Origin of the sequence: Paenibacillus sp. FSL H8-0260, from assembly GCF_045040625.1 — a bacterium.
Classification (GTDB): Bacteria; Bacillota; Bacilli; order Paenibacillales; family Paenibacillaceae; genus Paenibacillus_AQ; species Paenibacillus_AQ odorifer.
In genome coordinates, this window is the sequence record NZ_CP150298.1 from 569,919 (window position 1) to 588,216 (window position 18,298).

Genomic DNA, 18,298 nt, shown 5'->3' on the forward strand with positions numbered 1-18,298 from the left:
GATTTGAGAAGATTCATTGGAGGAATGAAGGGTGGAAGAAATACAAGGCAATTTGATTACGGTTCAGACATTAGCAGCGGATTTTCGTCGACTGGGCGTTAAGGCGGGCATGACGATTTTATTGCATTCTTCTTTTAAATCGTTAGGCCAATGGGTAGCCGGGGGCCCGGTCGCTGTTATTTTGGCATTGGAGGAGGTCCTCGGAGAATCTGGCACGCTGGTAATGCCCACACATTCCAGTGACCTGACTGATCCCGCAGGCTGGAGCAACCCACCGGTGCCGGAGGCGTGGTGGCAGAGTATCCGCGAGCAGATGCCGGCTTATGATCCAGACCTGACCCAACTTAGAGGAATGGGGGTTATTCCGGACTGCTTCCGTAAACAAAAAGGAGTAAAACGCAGTGACCATCCGATTCATTCGTTTGCCGCTTGGGGCAAGCATAGAGACGAAATTATGTATGGTCATTCGCTTGAAACGGGTCTGGGGGAAGATTCTCCGCTGGCTCGTATTTACGATTTGGGCGGACATGTACTGTTGCTGGGTGTTGGCAATCTTAATAATACTTCCCTGCATCTTGCCGAATGCCGCGCATCTTATGCTGGCAAGAAGGAAACCCTTGGCGGGGCGCCCATTATGGTGGATGGAGTTAGGCAGTGGGTGGAATTTAAGGAGCTGGATTGGGATTCTGACGATTTCGTTCAGCTGGCAGATCAGTTTGGACAAGAGACGAGACTTATTACATATGGACAGGTTGCTTCCGCAACCGCTCAATTGATTCCGCAACGGGAAATCGTTGATTATGCAGTGAACTGGATGGAACAGAACAGGAAGTAAAACCTCATTGGATAGGGGAAACGGAAGGAGAAGCTGGCATGAGTACAACAACGATATTTTTAACCCGGCATGGTCAGACGGAATGGAACGTGCAGCATCGGATGCAGGGACATATGGATTCTGAACTAACAGCGCTTGGTGTACAACAGGCTGAATGGCTGAGCCGGGGGATGCACACTGAACAGCTGGATGTCATCTATGCAAGCCCCAGCCCAAGGGCGCTGCGCACAGCTGAAATTATTCGAGGAGAGCGGAGTACTCCGCTTAAGACCTCTGAGGCGTTCAAAGAGATTGGCATGGGGGTATGGGAAGGCCGTGATTCTACTGAGCTGGAGAGCGAGTATTCGGAGCAGCATCGCAATTTCTGGCAAGACCCTGAGCAGTTTAAAGTGGAGGGTAGTGAGACCTTCGCAGAGGTGCAGGCACGGGCGCTGGGTAAGCTTCAGGAAATTCTCGTTGAGCATCAAGGTGAGACCATTCTTATTGTCACACATACAGTAGTGATTAAGCTGTTAATGGCCTATTTTGAGGGCAGAGCGCTGCCTAAGCTCTGGGATCTGCCTTACATTTATCCGACCTGCTTATGCAGGGTTGATTTTACGGATGGTGTGCCCGAAATCCTGCTGCATGGGGATACGAGCCATTACGAAGAGAGTGAAGCTGGGATGGAATCATAACACTTCCTGCAAGATCAGATTGGGTTTATAAAAAAGGCGGTTCCTCGGGTGCATTACGCACTCGAAGAACCGCCTTTTTGACTTCAGAGCTGGAAATCAGCTTTTGCTAGTTGATAAACTGGAGAGATTTCAATGTCTTCTCCAGCATCGTAACCGCTTCGGCACGAGTTGCCAGCTTCTGTGGAGCAAAGGATCCATCTGTTGCTCCTTGGATAATTCCCTCAGCAGCGATTTCTGCTACTGCTGCTTGAGACCAAGCTGGAATGCTTGCTGCGTCACTGAATTTAGCCAGTACTGCAGGATCGGCATTTAAGGTTTTCCCTGTGTACTTGATGGCTTTCGCTAATACCGAGGCCATTTCCTGACGAGTGATTGGGCTACCCGGCTTAAAGCTGCCATCGGTATAACCGGAAATCAATCCGGCTTCTGCTGCGGTGCGAATAGCATCAGCATACCAAGCACTTGGGTTTACATCTTTAAATGTGGTCTCACCATTAGCTGTCGCAAGTCCCAGAGAACGCGTAATTAATGCCGCGAACTCAGCACGTGTGATCGACTGTGAAGGAGAGAACGTATCGTTGCTTGTTCCGCTGACGATCAGCTTGGAAGCTAACAGATCAATAGATGATTTAGCCCAGTGTCCGTTAATATCTGCGAACGTTTTGGAAGACTTAACAACGGTGTAGTAGCTGTTGCTGTTCCGTTTAATCGTAACGTCCGTTGTTCCATCTGCTTTAGGAACAAAGATAGCAGGCACGAAGGAGATCTTACCTGAAGCAGGATCGAAGACCACTGCCGTTGCGTTATTTGAATTTAAGACGGCAGGTACATTGATCGTGCGCTTCACGTAAGTGCTGCCGAAATTGTTCAACTGCACACTCTTAGTTCCGGCTTGCGCTGAAACGCTGAATTCGATTACTGGAGCAGCTAAAGTAGCATTACCCAGCTGTGAGGCGATAGCTTGGTTTGTGCTGTTTAGTGTTCCCGAATTCGCTACTAGAATGGATACCGTAATTGTAAAGTCGCTGGTGCCTAATTGAGCGGCAAGTGCTGCGCTGTTTACAACACGGAGTGGCAAGGAATAAGAAGCACCATCCGTAGTAAAGGTAAGAACTGTGTTAGGTTGTGCTGCTGCTTGTTTTACAAGCACACTGCCTGGAAGCACTACTTGAGCGCCGCCTGTAGTGGCTTTAACCGGAATAACCAGCTCTTGGCTACCCGTTGGCAGTTCAGCAAGTTGTTTGGTTAGATCAGCAGCATCAATTGTTGTTACTTGTGCTGAAGCAATTGGAGCCACAGTTGGAGCAACAGTTGGTGATGGTGTAGCTGTAGCTGTTGGTACTGTTGGAGCCGATGTTGGTACTGATGTTGGTACTGATGTTGGTACTGAAGTTGGATCTGGTGTTGGTGCTGGTGTTGGGTCTGGTGTTGGGTCTGGTGTCGGAGTTGTCTCCGGCAGTGGTGCACCTTTTAGATCAACAATCCGGCCTTCAACGGCAGAAGTGTTCGCAGTGACCGTTCCAACCTTCTGCAGATACTTCGTAAATACATCAAAGTCCGGTAGGTACAGCAGATTCACACGGCCTTCTTTATAAGCCTTTTCAAGTGAAGTATAGAAATCTCCACCCTTAGCTGTGAAAGCATTAGTAGCTACTTCATAAGATGCTTTTAGATCTAGAGGAACGTATTTATCCCCGTTTTTCACTTCAATACGCAATACACGTTCGTTCACAGGTTTCGTAGAGTCGTAATAGAATTTCAACCCTGCAACGTGTGGGAAACGTCCGTCTGCTGCCGGCGTTTTGGAAACCCCGTTCTCCATAGCATCCTTAATTTCTTGTCCAGTCAAAGTGATCGTAACCAGATCGTTGTTGAATGGAAGTACGCCGAGTACTTCGCCTTGTGTGATCGGTCCTTCGTTGATGGATTCGCGAATACCGCCGCCGTTTTGCAAGGCGATTACGGCATTAGTGCCCGCTTTTTGAGCTGCATAAAGCATGCCATCGGCAATCAGGTTACCAAGATTAGTTTCCTTTGTGCGCACATTATCACGAACGCCGTTTAGAACAACCTCTGAATTTCCTACTACCTCATTGGTTAGTTCTTGAATACCCGGCTTATACTCGGTATCCAGGATCTTTTTAGCTTCAGGGTCCTCTGCGATAACGTAGTTAGTACCGTTTTTAGCATCGATGGAGATTAATTGGTCTTTCCAATCGGTCAGTACGCCATCTTTGTTAAATTTAACTTCAAGTTGGCCAAGGAAAAGACCTTTTTCACCAGTTTGTACAATTAGCTTCGGTGCTTTTGGATCGGTGTTATCAACAACGGCTTGATTCAGTTGCGTGTGGCTGTGACCCCCAACGATAATATCAATGCCGTTAACGGCTTTGGCTAGCTTGAGATCTTCTTCATAGCCAAGGTGAGAGAGAACAATGATCTTGTTAACTTTCTCTTTTTCAAGCATAGCGACCGTTGCTTCCGCTTTAGCGAAGGCATTCTCAAAGGTCACTTTACCTGGTGAAGCAATGTTCGCCGTATCTTCTGTCGTCAGACCCATGATACCGACCTGTTGGCCGTCTACTTCTTTGATCAGCGCAGGGTAGATGGTTCCAGCATTACCTGACCGGCCGATTTCATTGGTGAACATTTTACTAAGAATATCATCCGCTGAGAAGTTCACATTGGAGGAGACAAATGGGAACTTTGCGTTGCCAATGAATTTGGACAGTACATCGGAATCTTTATCAAACTCATGATTACCGAAAGTCATAGCATCATATTTAACCAGATTCATAAAGGCCAGATCTGCTTGACCCAGATACTTATTGAAGTAAAGCGTTCCGGAGAACACATCACCTGCGTCTACAAGAATAGGATTCTCTGTAGTCGCCTTGGCATCTTTGATTGCTGTTACACGGCGCAAGATGTTGTTTGGCGAGCTGACAGTATCTAATCCTGCATGTGTATCATTGGTGTGCAGAATGGTTAGTGGGAAGTCTTCAGCAGTATTAAAATCAATCTGTGCTAAAACCGCATCATGATCGGATACCCGACCGTTCGATGGTGAGAAGTCGGCATTTAGATGAACGACATCTACTTTAGAAGAAGCCGTTAGATTTTTACTGACAAGAATATGATCTAGCACTTGAGAGTTTCCATCATAGGTGTACGTATACTGCTCATTTAAAGGTAATCTATCGATCAAATTGTCTAGTTCTGTACCTTTTAAGAGGGTTGCAGTTTTAGTAAATTGGAAATCATTCAAATCGCCAAGAGCTACGATATTGGCTTTAGGATTTGCAGTCAGAACCTCTTTGACAAATCCGTTTACGACCGCCGCTATTTTATGGCGTTGTGTTTCACTGGACAATACAGGGGGCTGAACGTTTCCGAAAGGACCGGTATCGCCGCCTTTTGAATTGAAATGGTTAGCGATCACAATTACTGTTTCGCCACCGAATACGAACTGTGCAGCAAGGGGTTTACGTGAACTTGCAAAGGCAGAGTTTGTTGGATCAATTCGTCCTGGATTGTAGGTCAATTGATCTGCCGCTGCGTTATATCCAACGGATTGTGTAGCTGTACCTTTTTGTCCGTTCACACTGTCCGCAAGCTGTACTCTTACTGGATTGTACAGGAATCCTACGCGAATGTTTCCGCCTGGGGCACCGCCATCCATATTGTTCTCCGGAGCGATATCTGTGTATTTATATACAGGACCGCCAGCGGTTTCAATAGCCTTAATCAATTCGGCTGCACTTGCTTCAGTGATACCATTATTGGCTTCACCATTGCTGTCCTGCATTTCGACAACGCCGATAATGTCAGGTTTTTTCATATTGTTTGTGATGGAGTCGGCTAGTTTCTGGATTTTTGTTGCTCCGACACCCGGGTAGAAGTTTTCAATGTTGTACGATGCGATCAACAACTTACTATCATTGACTTCAAGAGTAGTTGTTTCTTGCTTAAAGGTACTTGGAGTGATGGCTGGAAGCTTACCGTTTTCCGGAATCACTTTGAAGTTACCGTTATTGTATCCGATGACGCCAGTTACATCTCCCGCGAACTTATCTCCGGTGATGACTTCTTGACCCGGATTTCCGTAAGCAATGATGAGGCGCTGAGGATTGTATTGGTTGTATTCTTTGAGAACTAATCCACCAGCTGGTGTGATGACATCAGGTGTTTCATTTTCTACTCTTGTAGGGATGTTATACAGCATTGAATTTCCGCTACCACTTGTCCAGTAAGGACTGATAATCGTAGGGGTAGGGAGCTTGACGAGCATACCTTCTAACGATTCGTAGAAATCAATTGCATCTTCATTAGGCTCAAAATCAGCCATGCCGTCATTGTCAATTATGGAAGACGGAATGGCTCTCCCGCCTTTACCAAGTACGACAGGCTCTGGCACAGTATAACTTGAAGAGGCGTCTACTTTTATTGAAGTCATAGTAATTTGAGTAGAGGTTAAATTACTTGCGTTACCTTCGTTGTATTCGGAAACAGCTCCACTAACTTGGACTAAATCTCCAATTTGAGGCTTAAGGGATGAATTAGTGCTGTATACAAAAATACCTTCCGAAGTGTTTACATTATCGTCTGGCTGAGGGTCTTGCATAAAGAAACCTCTATAAGCGCCAGTGGCGAAGGTGTACCCATATTGGGTAACGATGCCTTCTACATCGGAAACGTTCTGACCTGCATACTCAGAAGTATGAGATTCTCCTTGAATATCATGTATACGAGGGAGTTCAGATGCTTTATATGCAAAGGTATAAACCTTACTTGTCTTGCCATCTGCTACGACAATTGCATGGATGGTAAGATCTTGATTAACTGTAATCGGATCTGAATAAAGCTTACTTGCTGTTGTTGGTTCAGTTCCGTTGGTCGTGTAGTAAATCTGTGCTCCAAGAGTAGGGCTGGATAGGGTCACAGAACTTCCTTTGATGATGCGACCTGCGCCAGGGCTGGCCATAACGGAAAAAGTTTCTTCCACCAAAGCATTTTCATTAAGTGGAATGAATTGATAAGTCGTACTATATTGCTCGATAAACCCAGTGATATTGTCAAAGGTTTTACCCTTAACTAGTTTAGGCAGGGTTGAAAAAATTGTGAATTGTTGTCCACCTTGGCTAGCAGTCACCGTGCTGCCATTTACATTGTCTATGGTCACATTATTCATAGTTACCAGCTGAGCTTCGTGGCTTTCGCCGTTCGCGGCAGACAAGTCGGTTGCTGTAATCAATTTTGGTGCAGGCACCCCAACATTTTGTGCAGCTACATTGTATTGAAGTCCACTTTGGAATTTGATTTCTTGCAGGTTGCTGTAGATATCCATTGTGCCGCTTACTTCAACACGATCTCCAACGTTTGCGAACTCTGGGAAACCATAAAGTACGATCCCGCCGGATTCATCCTGAATATACATTTTTGCTGCATTAATGTGAGTTACGATACCTTCTGTTAAAATATTCTGACCTTTACTAGCAAGGCGTGCTGTTGCAACATCTGTTTTGGCCAGAATGGTGTAATCAAAAGTCGATATAGGGCTGTCTGGCATATTTGGTTCTGAAGCATACGCTTTAATCGTAGTGTCCTCAGTTAAGGTAATAGGCCCTGTGTAAGGTTGGAAATTAGTTGAACCACCTGATCCATAAACAGCTGCATAGACGGATGCTCCAACCGTTGGAGAATTCAAAGATATTTCTGTACCAGCCGGCCAGGCATTAGGGGCTGGTAAAGCTACTGCGGAACTAGCAGTTTCCGGTAATTCAGGTAACGTACCGTAGGTGCTGTTCCGTGGACTTGGTGCTTGGACAACAAAATCCGTAGAGTTGTTATCCGTATCTAGACCGCGGCTGTCAGCCGGTGCACCAGCCGCAGCTTTACGGATAGCGGCTGTCGTATTGGAGAGAGCAGCGGTCGCACTTCCCTCGACATTTGTAGCTGTTCCGTAGCCAACTAAATCAATTGTTGTACCTGATTTATCAACGAGGTCGACTTTGCCGTTTGTACCACTCATAGCAAGGATTCCCTTGCTAACATCAGGAGTAGGCAAGTCGGTAGTTCCTCCCGTTCCAGCGGCCTCCTCAATAAGGAAGTATCCATTTGCCGGGATGGTTCCATTTAAGTCTGTTCCGCTACTAAAGGTTCCGGCCGCTGAGGTATAGCGAACTTTCCATCCAGTCAAATCTACTGGATGATTTGTGGGATTGTATAATTCAATAAAATCATTTTTAAATTCCGCTCCGCCGTTTCCACCACCACCATAGACCTGCGAGATAACAATATTGCTATTATCCGGTGCTGCCTCGGCGGTCTGGACAGCTGGTAACACACTGCCGGCAACCATTAACATTGCCAGTCCAGTAGCGAACCATTTCCTTACTCTTGAAGAAATAATCATTTGGATAAGTCATTCTCCCCTCGAATCTTTTATTTACAACCTATTAAATCTTAGCATTCAAATGTAAAATGAAAGGTTGTCTTTCATGAATATAAATTAAAGTTTGCATCAATTAAATCTAAAAATTGAAATGTTGTGATTTTAGTATAAAAACAGTGCATAAATACAATATTAATTATAAATTTAGTATTTTTATGGTTAATAGATCACCGATATTTTAATTTTATGTTATATATATTGTTGAATTTATTATGGATTGCGACAAATTTATTCTAGAGTTTTGTTAATTTTTACATAGGGAAAATAATAGTGATTAGAATTATATAGAATGTATCGGAACAAAAATAATGCCCCTCCAGCTTCTTATCCAGAAGTGGAAGGGCATTATTGATTTTAAATCTACTTGGACAACACATCACTGCTGGTGCGGAAGCTCAAGCCGTTCAATTCCATCCATATATTTACGCAGTGCCTGCGGAATGTAAATGGATCCATCCTCCAGTTGATGATTCTCCAGCAGCGGAATTAGGATCCTTGGTGTAGCCACTGCGGTGTTGTTTAGGGTGTGGCAGTATTGCAGCTTACCGTCGGCATCCCGGTAACGAATGCCCGAACGACGAGCTTGGAAATCGAGCAGGTTGGAAGCCGAGTGTGTCTCTCCGTATGCATCTCTGCTTGGCATCCAAGTCTCGATGTCATACTGCTTATGTGTCTTCAGGGACATATCTCCTGTGCAGACAGACATGATCCGATAGGGAAGTTCCAAGAGCTGTAGAATATGCTCTGCATTCGCAAGAATCTCCTGCAGCATGCCCTCTGATACGCCCTCATCATTCCGACATAAGATAACTTGTTCGATTTTTGAGAATTGATGAACACGGTACAGGCCACGCACGTCTCGTCCCGCCGATCCTACTTCACGGCGGAAGCAGGCCGACATTCCGGCGAGTCGCATTGGCGAATCCAGTTCGACAATCTCATCGCTATACAGCGAGACAAGCGACACCTCCGATGTGCCTACCAGCCAGCGATTGTCTCCGTTTAGCTCATAGGTCTGATCCATCCCGCCGGGGAAGAAGCCCGTACGTTCCAGCGCTTCCGGACGGACAATCACGGGAACATCCATCACCGTGAACCCGCGGGCAGTTAGTACATCAATGGCCAGCCTTTGTACAGCGAGATGTAACAACAACCCTGCACCCTTCAGCACATAGCTGCGTGGGCCGCCTGCTTTGACGCCACGGGGGATATCGATGATATTGTGGAGCTCGCCTAGCTCTACATGATCACGCGGTTTAAAGCCGAATTCCGGCAACGTTCCGGTTCGTCGCAGTTCTACATTATCTTTATCATCATGGCCAATCGGTGTATCCTGAGATACAGGGTTTGGTGCGAGCAGCATGAGTTCTCCACAGCGCCGGTCTGCCTCAGTTAGTTCTGCCTCATAGAGATTCAGGCGGTTGTTCAGTTCTCTTACTTGTTCTTTAACTGCTTCTCCTGCCACGCTGTCACCCTGTCGTAAAAGTCGTTCAACCTCTTTGGTCAGCCCGTTACGCTGGGCTCTCAACTGTTCCGTATCTTGGCGCAATTCGCGCCGTTTCTCATCCCATTCCAGCAGTTCATCCAGTGGGAAGTCGACTCTTTTCCAAGCCGTAATGTTTCTTACAAGTTCCTGATTGTCTTTGATCCAGTTCATATCCAGCATACCGTTTCGCTCCTTTTTGGTTAAAAAAACGCAAAAAACGCCCTCATCCATGGGACGAGGAGCGTCAGCTCGCGGTGCCACCCAGGTTGATCGAATCTCCTTAACTGCAGGAACAATCCGACCCTCTTTGGTCTTCGCGGTAACGGGCGAAACCCGGTGAACTTAGGGAGTTGTTGTAGACTCCGGTCGCAGACGCCTCACGGTTGGATGCCGATCATTGGCCTGATTGTTGGATTTAATATTGTTGCTTAGTATAACGTAAGAGTGGGAGGAGCGCAAGTGGTTATGGTTTGACAAAAATATCAATTCTACGTTAGGATTAGTATTAATTTAAAGTAATTTTGTCGGGATAATAAATAAAGCAGTGTGAGCTGCTTAAGTGGGATGGAAGAGGTGGAGAAGTGGCTAAAATTGTTGTGATTAATGGAACGCCTTCCCTGGTATCGCGTATCAATGCAGCTATAGAATATGCGGAGGCCAGCTTAACCAATCAGGGCTTCGAGGTTGAGCGTATTAACGTAGCAGAACTACCAGCGGAGGATTTGATTCACACTAAGTTTGAAAGTGAGTCTATCGTCAAAGCCAATGGCCTTGTAGCGGAAGCTGATGCGGTAATTGTGGTTAGCCCGGTTTATAAAGCTTCTTATACAGGCGTGTTGAAGACCTTTTTAGATCTGGTTCCACAAAAGGGATTGGCCGGAAAAGTTGTACTCCCGCTTTTCATGGGCGGCAGTCTTGCACATCTGCTCACAATTGATTACGCATTGAAACCTGTGTTGTCTGTACTGGGCGCGCGTTACATTCTTGGCGGCGTCTATGCCGTGGATTCTCAAGTGGTTCGTAATGATCACGGAGTGGTAGAGCTTGCTGAGGAGCTGAAGCTGCGCCTGAACGATGCATTAGATGAGCTTGCAGAAGAAACTACACATCGTGTGGAACGCAAGGCATAAGACTAAGTAGCAAGCCTTCTGTGCTTAGTGCTAATAACAAACGTATAAGCGTCTCTTTCATCCCTGATACCAGGGGAGAGGGGCGCTTTTTGCATTATATAAGCTATAGCAAAAAGGCCATCTCACTAAGAAAGTAGAGAATGGCCTCTTTTTTATATAGGGATTATTATATATCCGGTCTTACAAATCGTCGAATCCGTTATCGTCGCCAACCTTACCATAGTTGCGGGACTTAGCTTCGAAGAAGTCAGTTTTGGTAGCATTAAGCGCATCATCGGAGAAAGGTTTGATCCAAGGCATACAGTTAACGTCAACACCTTGGTAAGCTTTTTCCATACCCATCAAAGTCAGACGTTTGTTCGCTGTATATTTGATGTAGTCGCTAAGCTCGTTAAGATCAATACCACGCACGTTAGTAAGTGTGTAATAAGCCCAGTTGGTTTCGAGCTCTACCGCGCGGTCGATGGTACGGTATACATAATCCATGTTTTCTTTGGTGTTCAGCTCAGGGAAGTCTACGAGCAGCTGCTTAAATACTTCTGCGAAGAAGTAGCAGTGCTGATTCTCGTCACGTTGAATATAAGAGATCATTTGGCTGGTTGCCATCATCTTCTGGTCACGGGCCAGATTGTAGAAGAAGGCGAAAGTGCTGTAGAAGAAAATTCCTTCCAAGATGAGATCTGCTACCAGCGCATGGAAAAAGGTCTGTCTCGTAGGGTTATCACGGAACTCTTGATAAATATCAGAGATAAACTGATTGCGTTCCAGCAGGACAGGGTCTTTTTTCCAATATTCAAAAATTTCCTTCTGCTCACTCTCCGACACGATAGAGGATAGAACATAGGAATAGGATTGGTTATGCACCACTTCTTGCTGCCCGATAATAGCGGAGATAGCTTCCAAAGAGGAATCGGTGAAATAACGCTTCACGTCGCTCACGAACATCGTCTGCATCGAATCCAGCACAGCGAGTAGGGAGATATTAATCTTAAATACGCGTTGTTCCTCGGCATCCAGCATCGGGAATTGTTGCGCATCCTTGGACATTGGAATTTCATCCGCGATCCAGTGATTAAGCAGCAGTACCTTATACAGCTTGTACATATGAGGCATGCGAATATCATTCCAGTTCAGAATACCTGAGCATTCACCGTCGATAATGCGTGTGGATTGGTTAGGTGCTTCAGTATTAAAAATCTTTTGTAATTGCATTTCTTATCCCTCCATTTTTTGCGCTGGTAATCTTTCTTTGGTGTCTTGTTCATAGAAAGACGGTGATGGAGTAACGGAGAGGAAGTTTGGAGCTGTAGGAGCGTTAGCGTTCGCCCGAAAGCTTTCCGTAGGAAAGCTCGCATCGAAAGCATATGCTGTCATCGGATGTCATCCGCTAATAGCGGTAAAGATCTAGACCTCTGATGACAACAGCGGCCGGAAGCCCAAACATTCCTCGCAGTTACGAAATTCATCATCGTTTTTCTATTCAGGGCACTAAGATAATTAGCTAGCGCAAGATTCACACTCTTCTATAGTCAAAGCACGGCTACGCACATAATAAGTTGATTTCAAGCCGCCCTTCCAGGCATTCAGATGCAGTTCCAGGAACTCGGTAGCCTTGATGTCAGGACGGACATACAGGTTGAAGCTTTGGCCTTGATCGACGTGACGCTGGCGAGCAGAAGCCATGCGGATCGACCAGTTTTGGTCAATCGTAAATGCTGTCTTATAGTACCAGATCGTTTTGTCGGACAGATCCGGTGCTGGGTTAGCAATCTTATAAGTTGTTTTTTCTTCATAGGAAAGCAGTTCATACAGCGGATCAATGCTGGCGGTGGAGCCGGCAATAATCGATGTAGATCCATTCGGCGCAATGGCGAACATCCAAGCGTTACGTACGCCGTCCTTAGCTACTTCTTCTTGCAGCTCGCGCCATTGCTCAGTCGTTACATATTTACCTTCTTGCTCACCGCTAACATAACCGCGGGAAGTGAAGTATGCGCCAGTCTCCCAATCGGATCCAGCAAATTTCGGATAACGGCCTTTTTCACGGGCAAGCTCCATGCTCGAACGAACCAACAGGTAGTTGATATGTTCATATAAATGATTGTTATATTCTACGGCTTCATCGGATTCCCAACGAATGCCCTTGAGTGCCAATAGGTGATGCAGGCCGAATGTGCCGAGACCTACTGCGCGGTACTGGCTGTTCGTGTATTGTGCCTGCAGAACTTCAATGTTATTAATGTCTATTACGTTATCAAGCATACGAACTTGGATCGGAACAAGTCTTTCTAATACGCCAGCTGGAATCGCCCGTGCTAAGTGAATCGAATTCAGATTGCAGACTACGAAGTCGCCAGGGATTTTGGAAATAACGATCCGGGTCTGGCCATCTTTAGTTACTAATTCTTCTTGCTCAATAACTGTTGCAGACTGATTCTGCATAATTTCTGTACACAGGTTGGAGGAGAAAACCATACCTTGATGACGGTTTGGGTTGGTCCGGTTCACGGTATCGCGGTAGAACATGTACGGTGTACCTGTTTCTAGCTGTGATTTCATAATCCGTTTCATGATGTCGATCGCAGGAACAGTGATCCGGGATAATTCCAGGTTCGCTGTAGCTTCAGCATATTTTTCACGGAAAGTACCTTTGCCAAGCTCTTCATCGTAGAAATCTTCCAATCCTAGTGGACGGCCGTTTTTATCTGTCCAGCCCATGACCTTTTTCACTTCATGAGGGCAGAAGAGGTTCCAATGGCTGCGCGATTCTACAGCTTCCATGAACAGGTCAGGCAGGGAGACGCCATGGAACACGTCATGTGCACGCATACGCTCGTCACCGTTGTTCAGCTTAAGATCGAGGAAAGCGAGAATATCTTTATGGAATACATCAAGATAAACAGCTACAGCACCTTTACGTGTGCCCAACTGGTCTACACTGACTGCTGTATTGTTCAACTGGCGAATCCAAGGGATTACACCGGAGCTTGTGTTCTTGTGGCCACGGATATCCGAACCACGTGCCCGTACTTTTCCGAGGTAAACGCCGATGCCGCCGCCCATTTTGCTTAGACGTGCTACGTCTGTATTGGAGTCAAAGATACCCTCTAGGGAATCGTCTACAGTATCAATAAAGCAGCTGGATAGCTGTCCAGCGACCTTTTTGCCGGCATTGGACATTGTAGGTGTAGCAGCAGTCATATAGATGTTGCTCATAGCCCAATAAGCTTCTTTTACAAGCTCAAGACGTTTCTCAGCTGGCTCACGGTGCATCAGGTACATAGCAATAATCATATAACGTTCTTGTGGAAGCTCCATTACACGGCCGTCAAAATCATGCGCCAAATAACGGTCGGATAGCGTAAGCAGACCGATATAGTCAAACAAAAGGTCGCGTGTATAATCGATACACCCGCCTAGTTCGATAATTTGTTCTTTGGTGTAATGACTTAGAAGTTCTTCGCGATAGATTCCTTTTTTCACGAGATCCGTAATTAGTGGATACAATTCACCGTAAGGCTCTTCTGGATAAGCTTTGTAGCGGCGATGAACGGCAGCTTTTTTATAAAGGGTAGTCAGAAGGGCGCGGGCAGCTGCGAACTTCCAGTTAGGCTCTTCTTTTGTTACAAGCTCTAGAGCGCTCATGGTGAAGGCATTGCTGATTTCTTCTCCGCTTACCGAGTCACGACGCAGTTTGGAATTCACTCCACGCAGCAAAGTTTCTTTATTTAGTTGATCGAGACCTTCCAGAATACGGTCAGCGTAGACGGAGAGACGGTTCTCATCAAAAGCCAGTTGGCGATTATCCGGTTTTACTACGAATTGCGGCATAGTTAGTTCATCCCTTCTTATTTCAAATTAATTTTCAATATCAAAAATTGATATATTATAGCGCAGCAGGCTGCCACAGAAAGACCTCCGAGCCGTTCATGCTGGCCGGAATGTCGATAATGCGTTGGTTGGAGCTTCCCCGGTAGAGAAGCGTAGTATCTTTCAGTTCTTCTACAAATCTTCCATCTATTAACACCTGACACTGTTTAAGTAGATTCCACTCCGGCGTACCGGGAAGGGCTGTAAGTTCTTCGTACGTATAACCACTGTAAATCCAGATTGAGAACCCTGGCAGTACAGTGCGAAGCTCATGAATGAACCCCAGCAACTCTTCTGCTGAGAAAAAAGGATCGCCGCCTGCCAGTGTCAGACCATCCAGCAAAGGGTTAGCGGCGATTTCTGCAATGATTTCATGTTGTCGTTCTAAGGTGAAGACTTCTCCATATTTAAAGTTCCATGTCTCGGGATTAAAACATCCCGGGCAACGATGGCGGCAGCCGCTGAGAAAGAGGACGGCCCGCATGCCCTCTCCCTCGTTAATCGACTCCGGATAGTAACCGCAAATATTCATAGATGCTTAACGCGATCCCGAACTTCAGCTTGTTTGGCGGCATTAAAGCGGGTCTGATAGTCGCCGGTTAAATAACCTGTAACTCTGCGCAAACGGCGGATGTGCACGTCATTCTCATGTGCGTTGCAGGAAGGACAGTTTGTCCCAATTACGCCTTCGTATCCACAGCTGGAGCAGCGGTCAATCGGATGGTTAATGCTGAAATAACTGACCTGTTGTTCGAGCGCATATTTAATGATTTTGATAAAAGCCGATGGGTTGTTGCGGGCATTGCCGTTTAATTCGACATAAGAAATAGCCCCGGCATTGCAGTATTCATGGAAAGGAGCTTCCAAGCTGATCTTCTGAGCAGCACCCAGATCGAAGTATACAGGGATGTGAAAAGAGTTCGTATAATATTCACGGTCGGTTACGCCCGGAATGGAACCCAGTACCTTGCGGTCAACTTTGGTGAATTTACCGGACAAACCTTCTGCTGGAGTTGCGAACAGGGTGATGTTAAGATCCAGTTCCTCACTTTTCCGATCGCAATAGTCCCGCATATGACGCACGATAGCCAGCGCCTTGGCATGAACTTCCATATCCTCGCCATGGTGTTTGCCGTACATAGCTTTCATACATTCCGCCATACCGATGAAGCCAAGAGACAGACTGCCATGCTTCAGCAGATCGCCTACAGTGTCATCGGGTGCAAGATGTTCGCCGCCTTCCCAGACGCCTTCTCGCATCATGAAATCGGAAGCTTTAGCTTTTTGTGCGGTTTGGATGTGGAAGCGATGGAGAAGTCCTTCCAGCGCAATATCCATATAATGATTTAGATCTTCATAGAAGCCAGCTTCGTCTGCGACGGTACGTCTGCCTGTTACTGTGCCGTGTGCCAGACCTAGCCGAACCAGATTTAGTGTATTAAAGGAAAGGTTGCCCTTCCCAGAGCAATGATTACGCCCAAAACGGTCACCGAGCACTCGGGTTCGGCAGCCCATTGTAGCGAACTCCGTATCAGGATCACTTGAATCATAATACTGCAAGTTGAGCGGAGCGTCCAGATTAGCGAAGTTTGGATATAGTCTGCGCGCAGAACATTCAGCTGCTTTTAGGAACAGTTCATAGTTAGGATCGCCTTGCTGTTGATTGATTCCTTGCTTGCATTTGAAGATTTGAATCGGGAACACTGGTGTTTCTCCGCTGCCAAGTCCGTTCATAGTTGCGGTTAGCAGAGAACTGATCACAAGCTGACCTTCTGGTGAAGTACAAGTACCGTAGTTGATGCTGGTAAACGGTATTTGTCCACCGGATCGGCTGGACATGGTATTCAGATTATGTACCATACTTTCAGCCGCTTGCAGAGTTTCGATTTCGGTTTCCTTTAGTGCAAAACGGAACGCTCTTGGATATAACTCCGCCAGATCGGTCCGGCTCATCGTAATCTCGCCCAAAGATTCATCAGCTTGTCCTTCTTCAAAATAATCCAGACCCTTGCGGAACAGCTTGGCGAAGGATTTGGTTACATAAGGTGCCAGATCATAGTCGAGTTTATTGGCGGATACACCACCATATTGAGCATTTTGCTGGGATTGGAAAATAATCGCTACCAGAGACATAGCTGTCATTATTGAGTTCGGAGGACGAACGCTGCCGTTGCCGGTATTGAAACCTTCACGGAGAAGTTTATCAAACGGGATAAAAATACAGTTCGTCGTTCCAATCGCGTATTGATCCAGATCATGCACGTAGACGACATTGTCATCAATAGCCTGCACTAGCTGTGGCGGCATCGTAAAATTGCGGGCGTACCATTTTGAATATTCACTGCCGAACTTGCTCATTTTACCGGAGAAACTCTCTCCATTCAAATTGGCATTCTCGCGCAATAGGTCCATATCCCGACTGTCGATAATATCCCGGCCTAAATCAATGAGCTCTTCTAAAAGAACTTCCCGTGCATTTTCTACTCCATTAAATTGTCTCTCCAACAACGTCATTGTACAGCTCTCCTCTCAGTATAAAAGAAAAACATCTATCATCAAATCCATATATCCATAAGAAGTTGGACTGCTATAAGCAGTCGTATATTTGTTCAGATTACATAAAAAAAGCATCCCCTACCCGAGGATGGCAGAAAATGCCCGATGCGTTATGTAAATATCCACACGGATATTTGCAGAGGTCTCTACGTAGATGACCGCATGCGGACACCATCCCTGTTCCTCGCAGGCATCAATAGTTGGTGTCGTCGAAACAGGTAGGTCTCCTGGCTTCCGTGGGATCTCTCGGCGCCTTCCCAAGGGTGTTCCTAACCCTCAGTGGCATCTGCCGGGAGATGTGGATTCTCAAGCTTCCCAGAAGCTTAAGAAGGCCATCCGGTTACAGTGGCGGGACCGCAGCGGATTCTCACCGCGCTTCCCTATTAAGCTCTAAATCCGGTTAAGGATCAAAGCGCCTGTCTCCACTATATTTTGTTGTCGTTAGATAAAAATAACCCAAGATGTTGTGTTTGTAAACAGTTTTTTAGAAAACCCGCGCGGGGAGCGGGTTCTTTAAAAGTACTCCACAAATGATCCACAGGCTGTCCATAAGTAATCCACAATTGATCCACAGGGAGATGCGAAATGATTCATAAATTGTCCGAAAAGATGCCACAAAGAGTCCATAAATATAGTGCAGATGACCCTAGAATTTGCTCATGAGAAAATACTCTTAGCCCAAAGTCATATTTTGAAGTAATCAGAAGAAATAGAAGAGATAAGGGAGGATAATCTTGCTTAGTTTGTGACAGAGCGGTGGAATTGTTACAATGGAAGGAGACAGCTACTATAAAATTTCGAGGAGGTATTCTCATGCCTATTGCTGAAGTTACAGTTATTCCAATTGGAACAGGCAGTACCAGTCTTAGCAGCTATGTTGCGGATATGCAGCGGGTGCTGAAGACAGTAGAAGGGATTACTTATGAACTTACGTCTATGGGTACGATCATCGAAGGGCCTCTGCAACGCATTTTTGCCGCGGTAGAAGCTTTGCATGAGTCTCCTTTTGCCGCAGGTGCAGAACGTGTCTCTACCTCACTTAAAATAGACGACCGCCGCGATAAACCCTCTACTAGCCGTGGAAAGTTAGAGTCTGTGGAGCGTAAGCTACAGGTGGATTAGCAGTTTAGGAGGGCGGAAAACAGGGAGAAATAGGCTTGCGTTTCTGGCTGAAAGTTGTATAATATTTTTTGTTTGGCAGAAAAACAGCGTTAAGCTGGTGTAGCTCAGGGGTAGAGCAACGCACTCGTAATGCGTAGGCCGGGGGTTCAATTCCCTTCACCAGCATCC

Annotated in this window: 10 protein-coding genes, 1 tRNA gene and 1 riboswitch; of the genes, 5 read left to right on the forward strand and 6 right to left on the reverse strand. The window is 46.1% G+C overall.

The genetic code is table 11. From position 1 onward, the window contains the following. The first annotated feature begins 31 nt into the window (after positions 1 to 31). Positions 32 to 835, forward strand: coding sequence for an aminoglycoside N(3)-acetyltransferase (locus tag MHI51_RS02525; protein ID WP_076276015.1), 804 nt, complete (start codon positions 32 to 34; stop codon positions 833 to 835). A 38-nt stretch (positions 836 to 873) separates the two neighbouring features. Beyond that, positions 874 to 1,512: a histidine phosphatase family protein gene (locus tag MHI51_RS02530; protein WP_341001005.1), complete on the forward strand. Its 639-nt coding sequence runs from the start codon at positions 874 to 876 to the stop codon at positions 1,510 to 1,512. A 106-nt stretch (positions 1,513 to 1,618) separates the two neighbouring features. On the opposite strand, the gene MHI51_RS02535 is transcribed toward MHI51_RS02530, so the two are convergent. Together MHI51_RS02535 and serS are read right to left on the reverse strand one after the other, a co-directional pair. Continuing rightward, entirely contained in the window at positions 1,619 to 7,927 is a 6,309-nt protein-coding gene (locus tag MHI51_RS02535) for a 5'-nucleotidase C-terminal domain-containing protein (RefSeq protein ID WP_405173556.1), read from the reverse strand. Positions 7,928 to 8,342: 415 nt separating this feature from the next. Further along, on the reverse strand, positions 8,343 to 9,632 hold the full coding sequence (gene serS / locus MHI51_RS02540; protein ID WP_076276018.1) for a serine--tRNA ligase: 1,290 nt from the start codon (positions 9,630 to 9,632) through the stop codon (positions 8,343 to 8,345). A 401-nt stretch (positions 9,633 to 10,033) separates the two neighbouring features. Here serS and ssuE point away from each other — a divergent pair, with 401 nt between their 5' ends. After that, positions 10,034 to 10,582 carry an NADPH-dependent FMN reductase gene (gene ssuE / locus MHI51_RS02545; RefSeq protein WP_036682586.1) on the forward strand — a complete coding sequence of 183 codons (549 nt, stop codon included), beginning with the start codon at positions 10,034 to 10,036 and terminating at the stop codon, positions 10,580 to 10,582. Between the two features lie 180 nt (positions 10,583 to 10,762). Here the strand turns inward: ssuE and MHI51_RS02550 are convergent, their stop codons facing one another. The 4 genes from MHI51_RS02550 to MHI51_RS02565 all read right to left on the reverse strand — a co-directional run bounded on the left by MHI51_RS02550 (position 10,763) and on the right by MHI51_RS02565 (position 16,966). Continuing rightward, complete coding sequence (locus MHI51_RS02550; RefSeq protein ID WP_036682584.1) at positions 10,763 to 11,794, reverse strand: ribonucleotide-diphosphate reductase subunit beta; 1,032 nt, start codon at positions 11,792 to 11,794, stop codon at positions 10,763 to 10,765. A gap of 285 nt (positions 11,795 to 12,079) precedes the next feature. Next, positions 12,080 to 14,413, reverse strand: a complete 2,334-nt coding sequence (locus MHI51_RS02555) for a ribonucleoside-diphosphate reductase subunit alpha (protein ID WP_076142084.1) — start codon at positions 14,411 to 14,413, stop codon at positions 12,080 to 12,082. 55 nt (positions 14,414 to 14,468) lie between these two features. Then, positions 14,469 to 14,984 carry an anaerobic ribonucleoside-triphosphate reductase activating protein gene (nrdG, locus tag MHI51_RS02560; RefSeq protein ID WP_076124537.1) on the reverse strand — a complete coding sequence of 172 codons (516 nt, stop codon included), beginning with the start codon at positions 14,982 to 14,984 and terminating at the stop codon, positions 14,469 to 14,471. Then, positions 14,981 to 16,966: an anaerobic ribonucleoside triphosphate reductase gene (locus MHI51_RS02565; protein ID WP_405173557.1), complete on the reverse strand. Its 1,986-nt coding sequence runs from the start codon at positions 16,964 to 16,966 to the stop codon at positions 14,981 to 14,983. Before MHI51_RS02565 ends, nrdG begins: the two co-directional genes overlap by 4 nt. A gap of 241 nt (positions 16,967 to 17,207) precedes the next feature. Next, a riboswitch (cobalamin riboswitch) is annotated at positions 17,208 to 17,443 on the reverse strand. A gap of 378 nt (positions 17,444 to 17,821) precedes the next feature. Here MHI51_RS02565 and MHI51_RS02570 point away from each other — a divergent pair. Continuing rightward, positions 17,822 to 18,130 (forward strand): MTH1187 family thiamine-binding protein, encoded by a 309-nt coding sequence (locus MHI51_RS02570; RefSeq protein ID WP_036682575.1) that lies wholly within the window; start codon positions 17,822 to 17,824, stop codon positions 18,128 to 18,130. A 93-nt stretch (positions 18,131 to 18,223) separates the two neighbouring features. Beyond that, positions 18,224 to 18,295 (forward strand) — tRNA-Thr (locus MHI51_RS02575). Positions 18,296 to 18,298 lie beyond the last annotated feature (3 nt).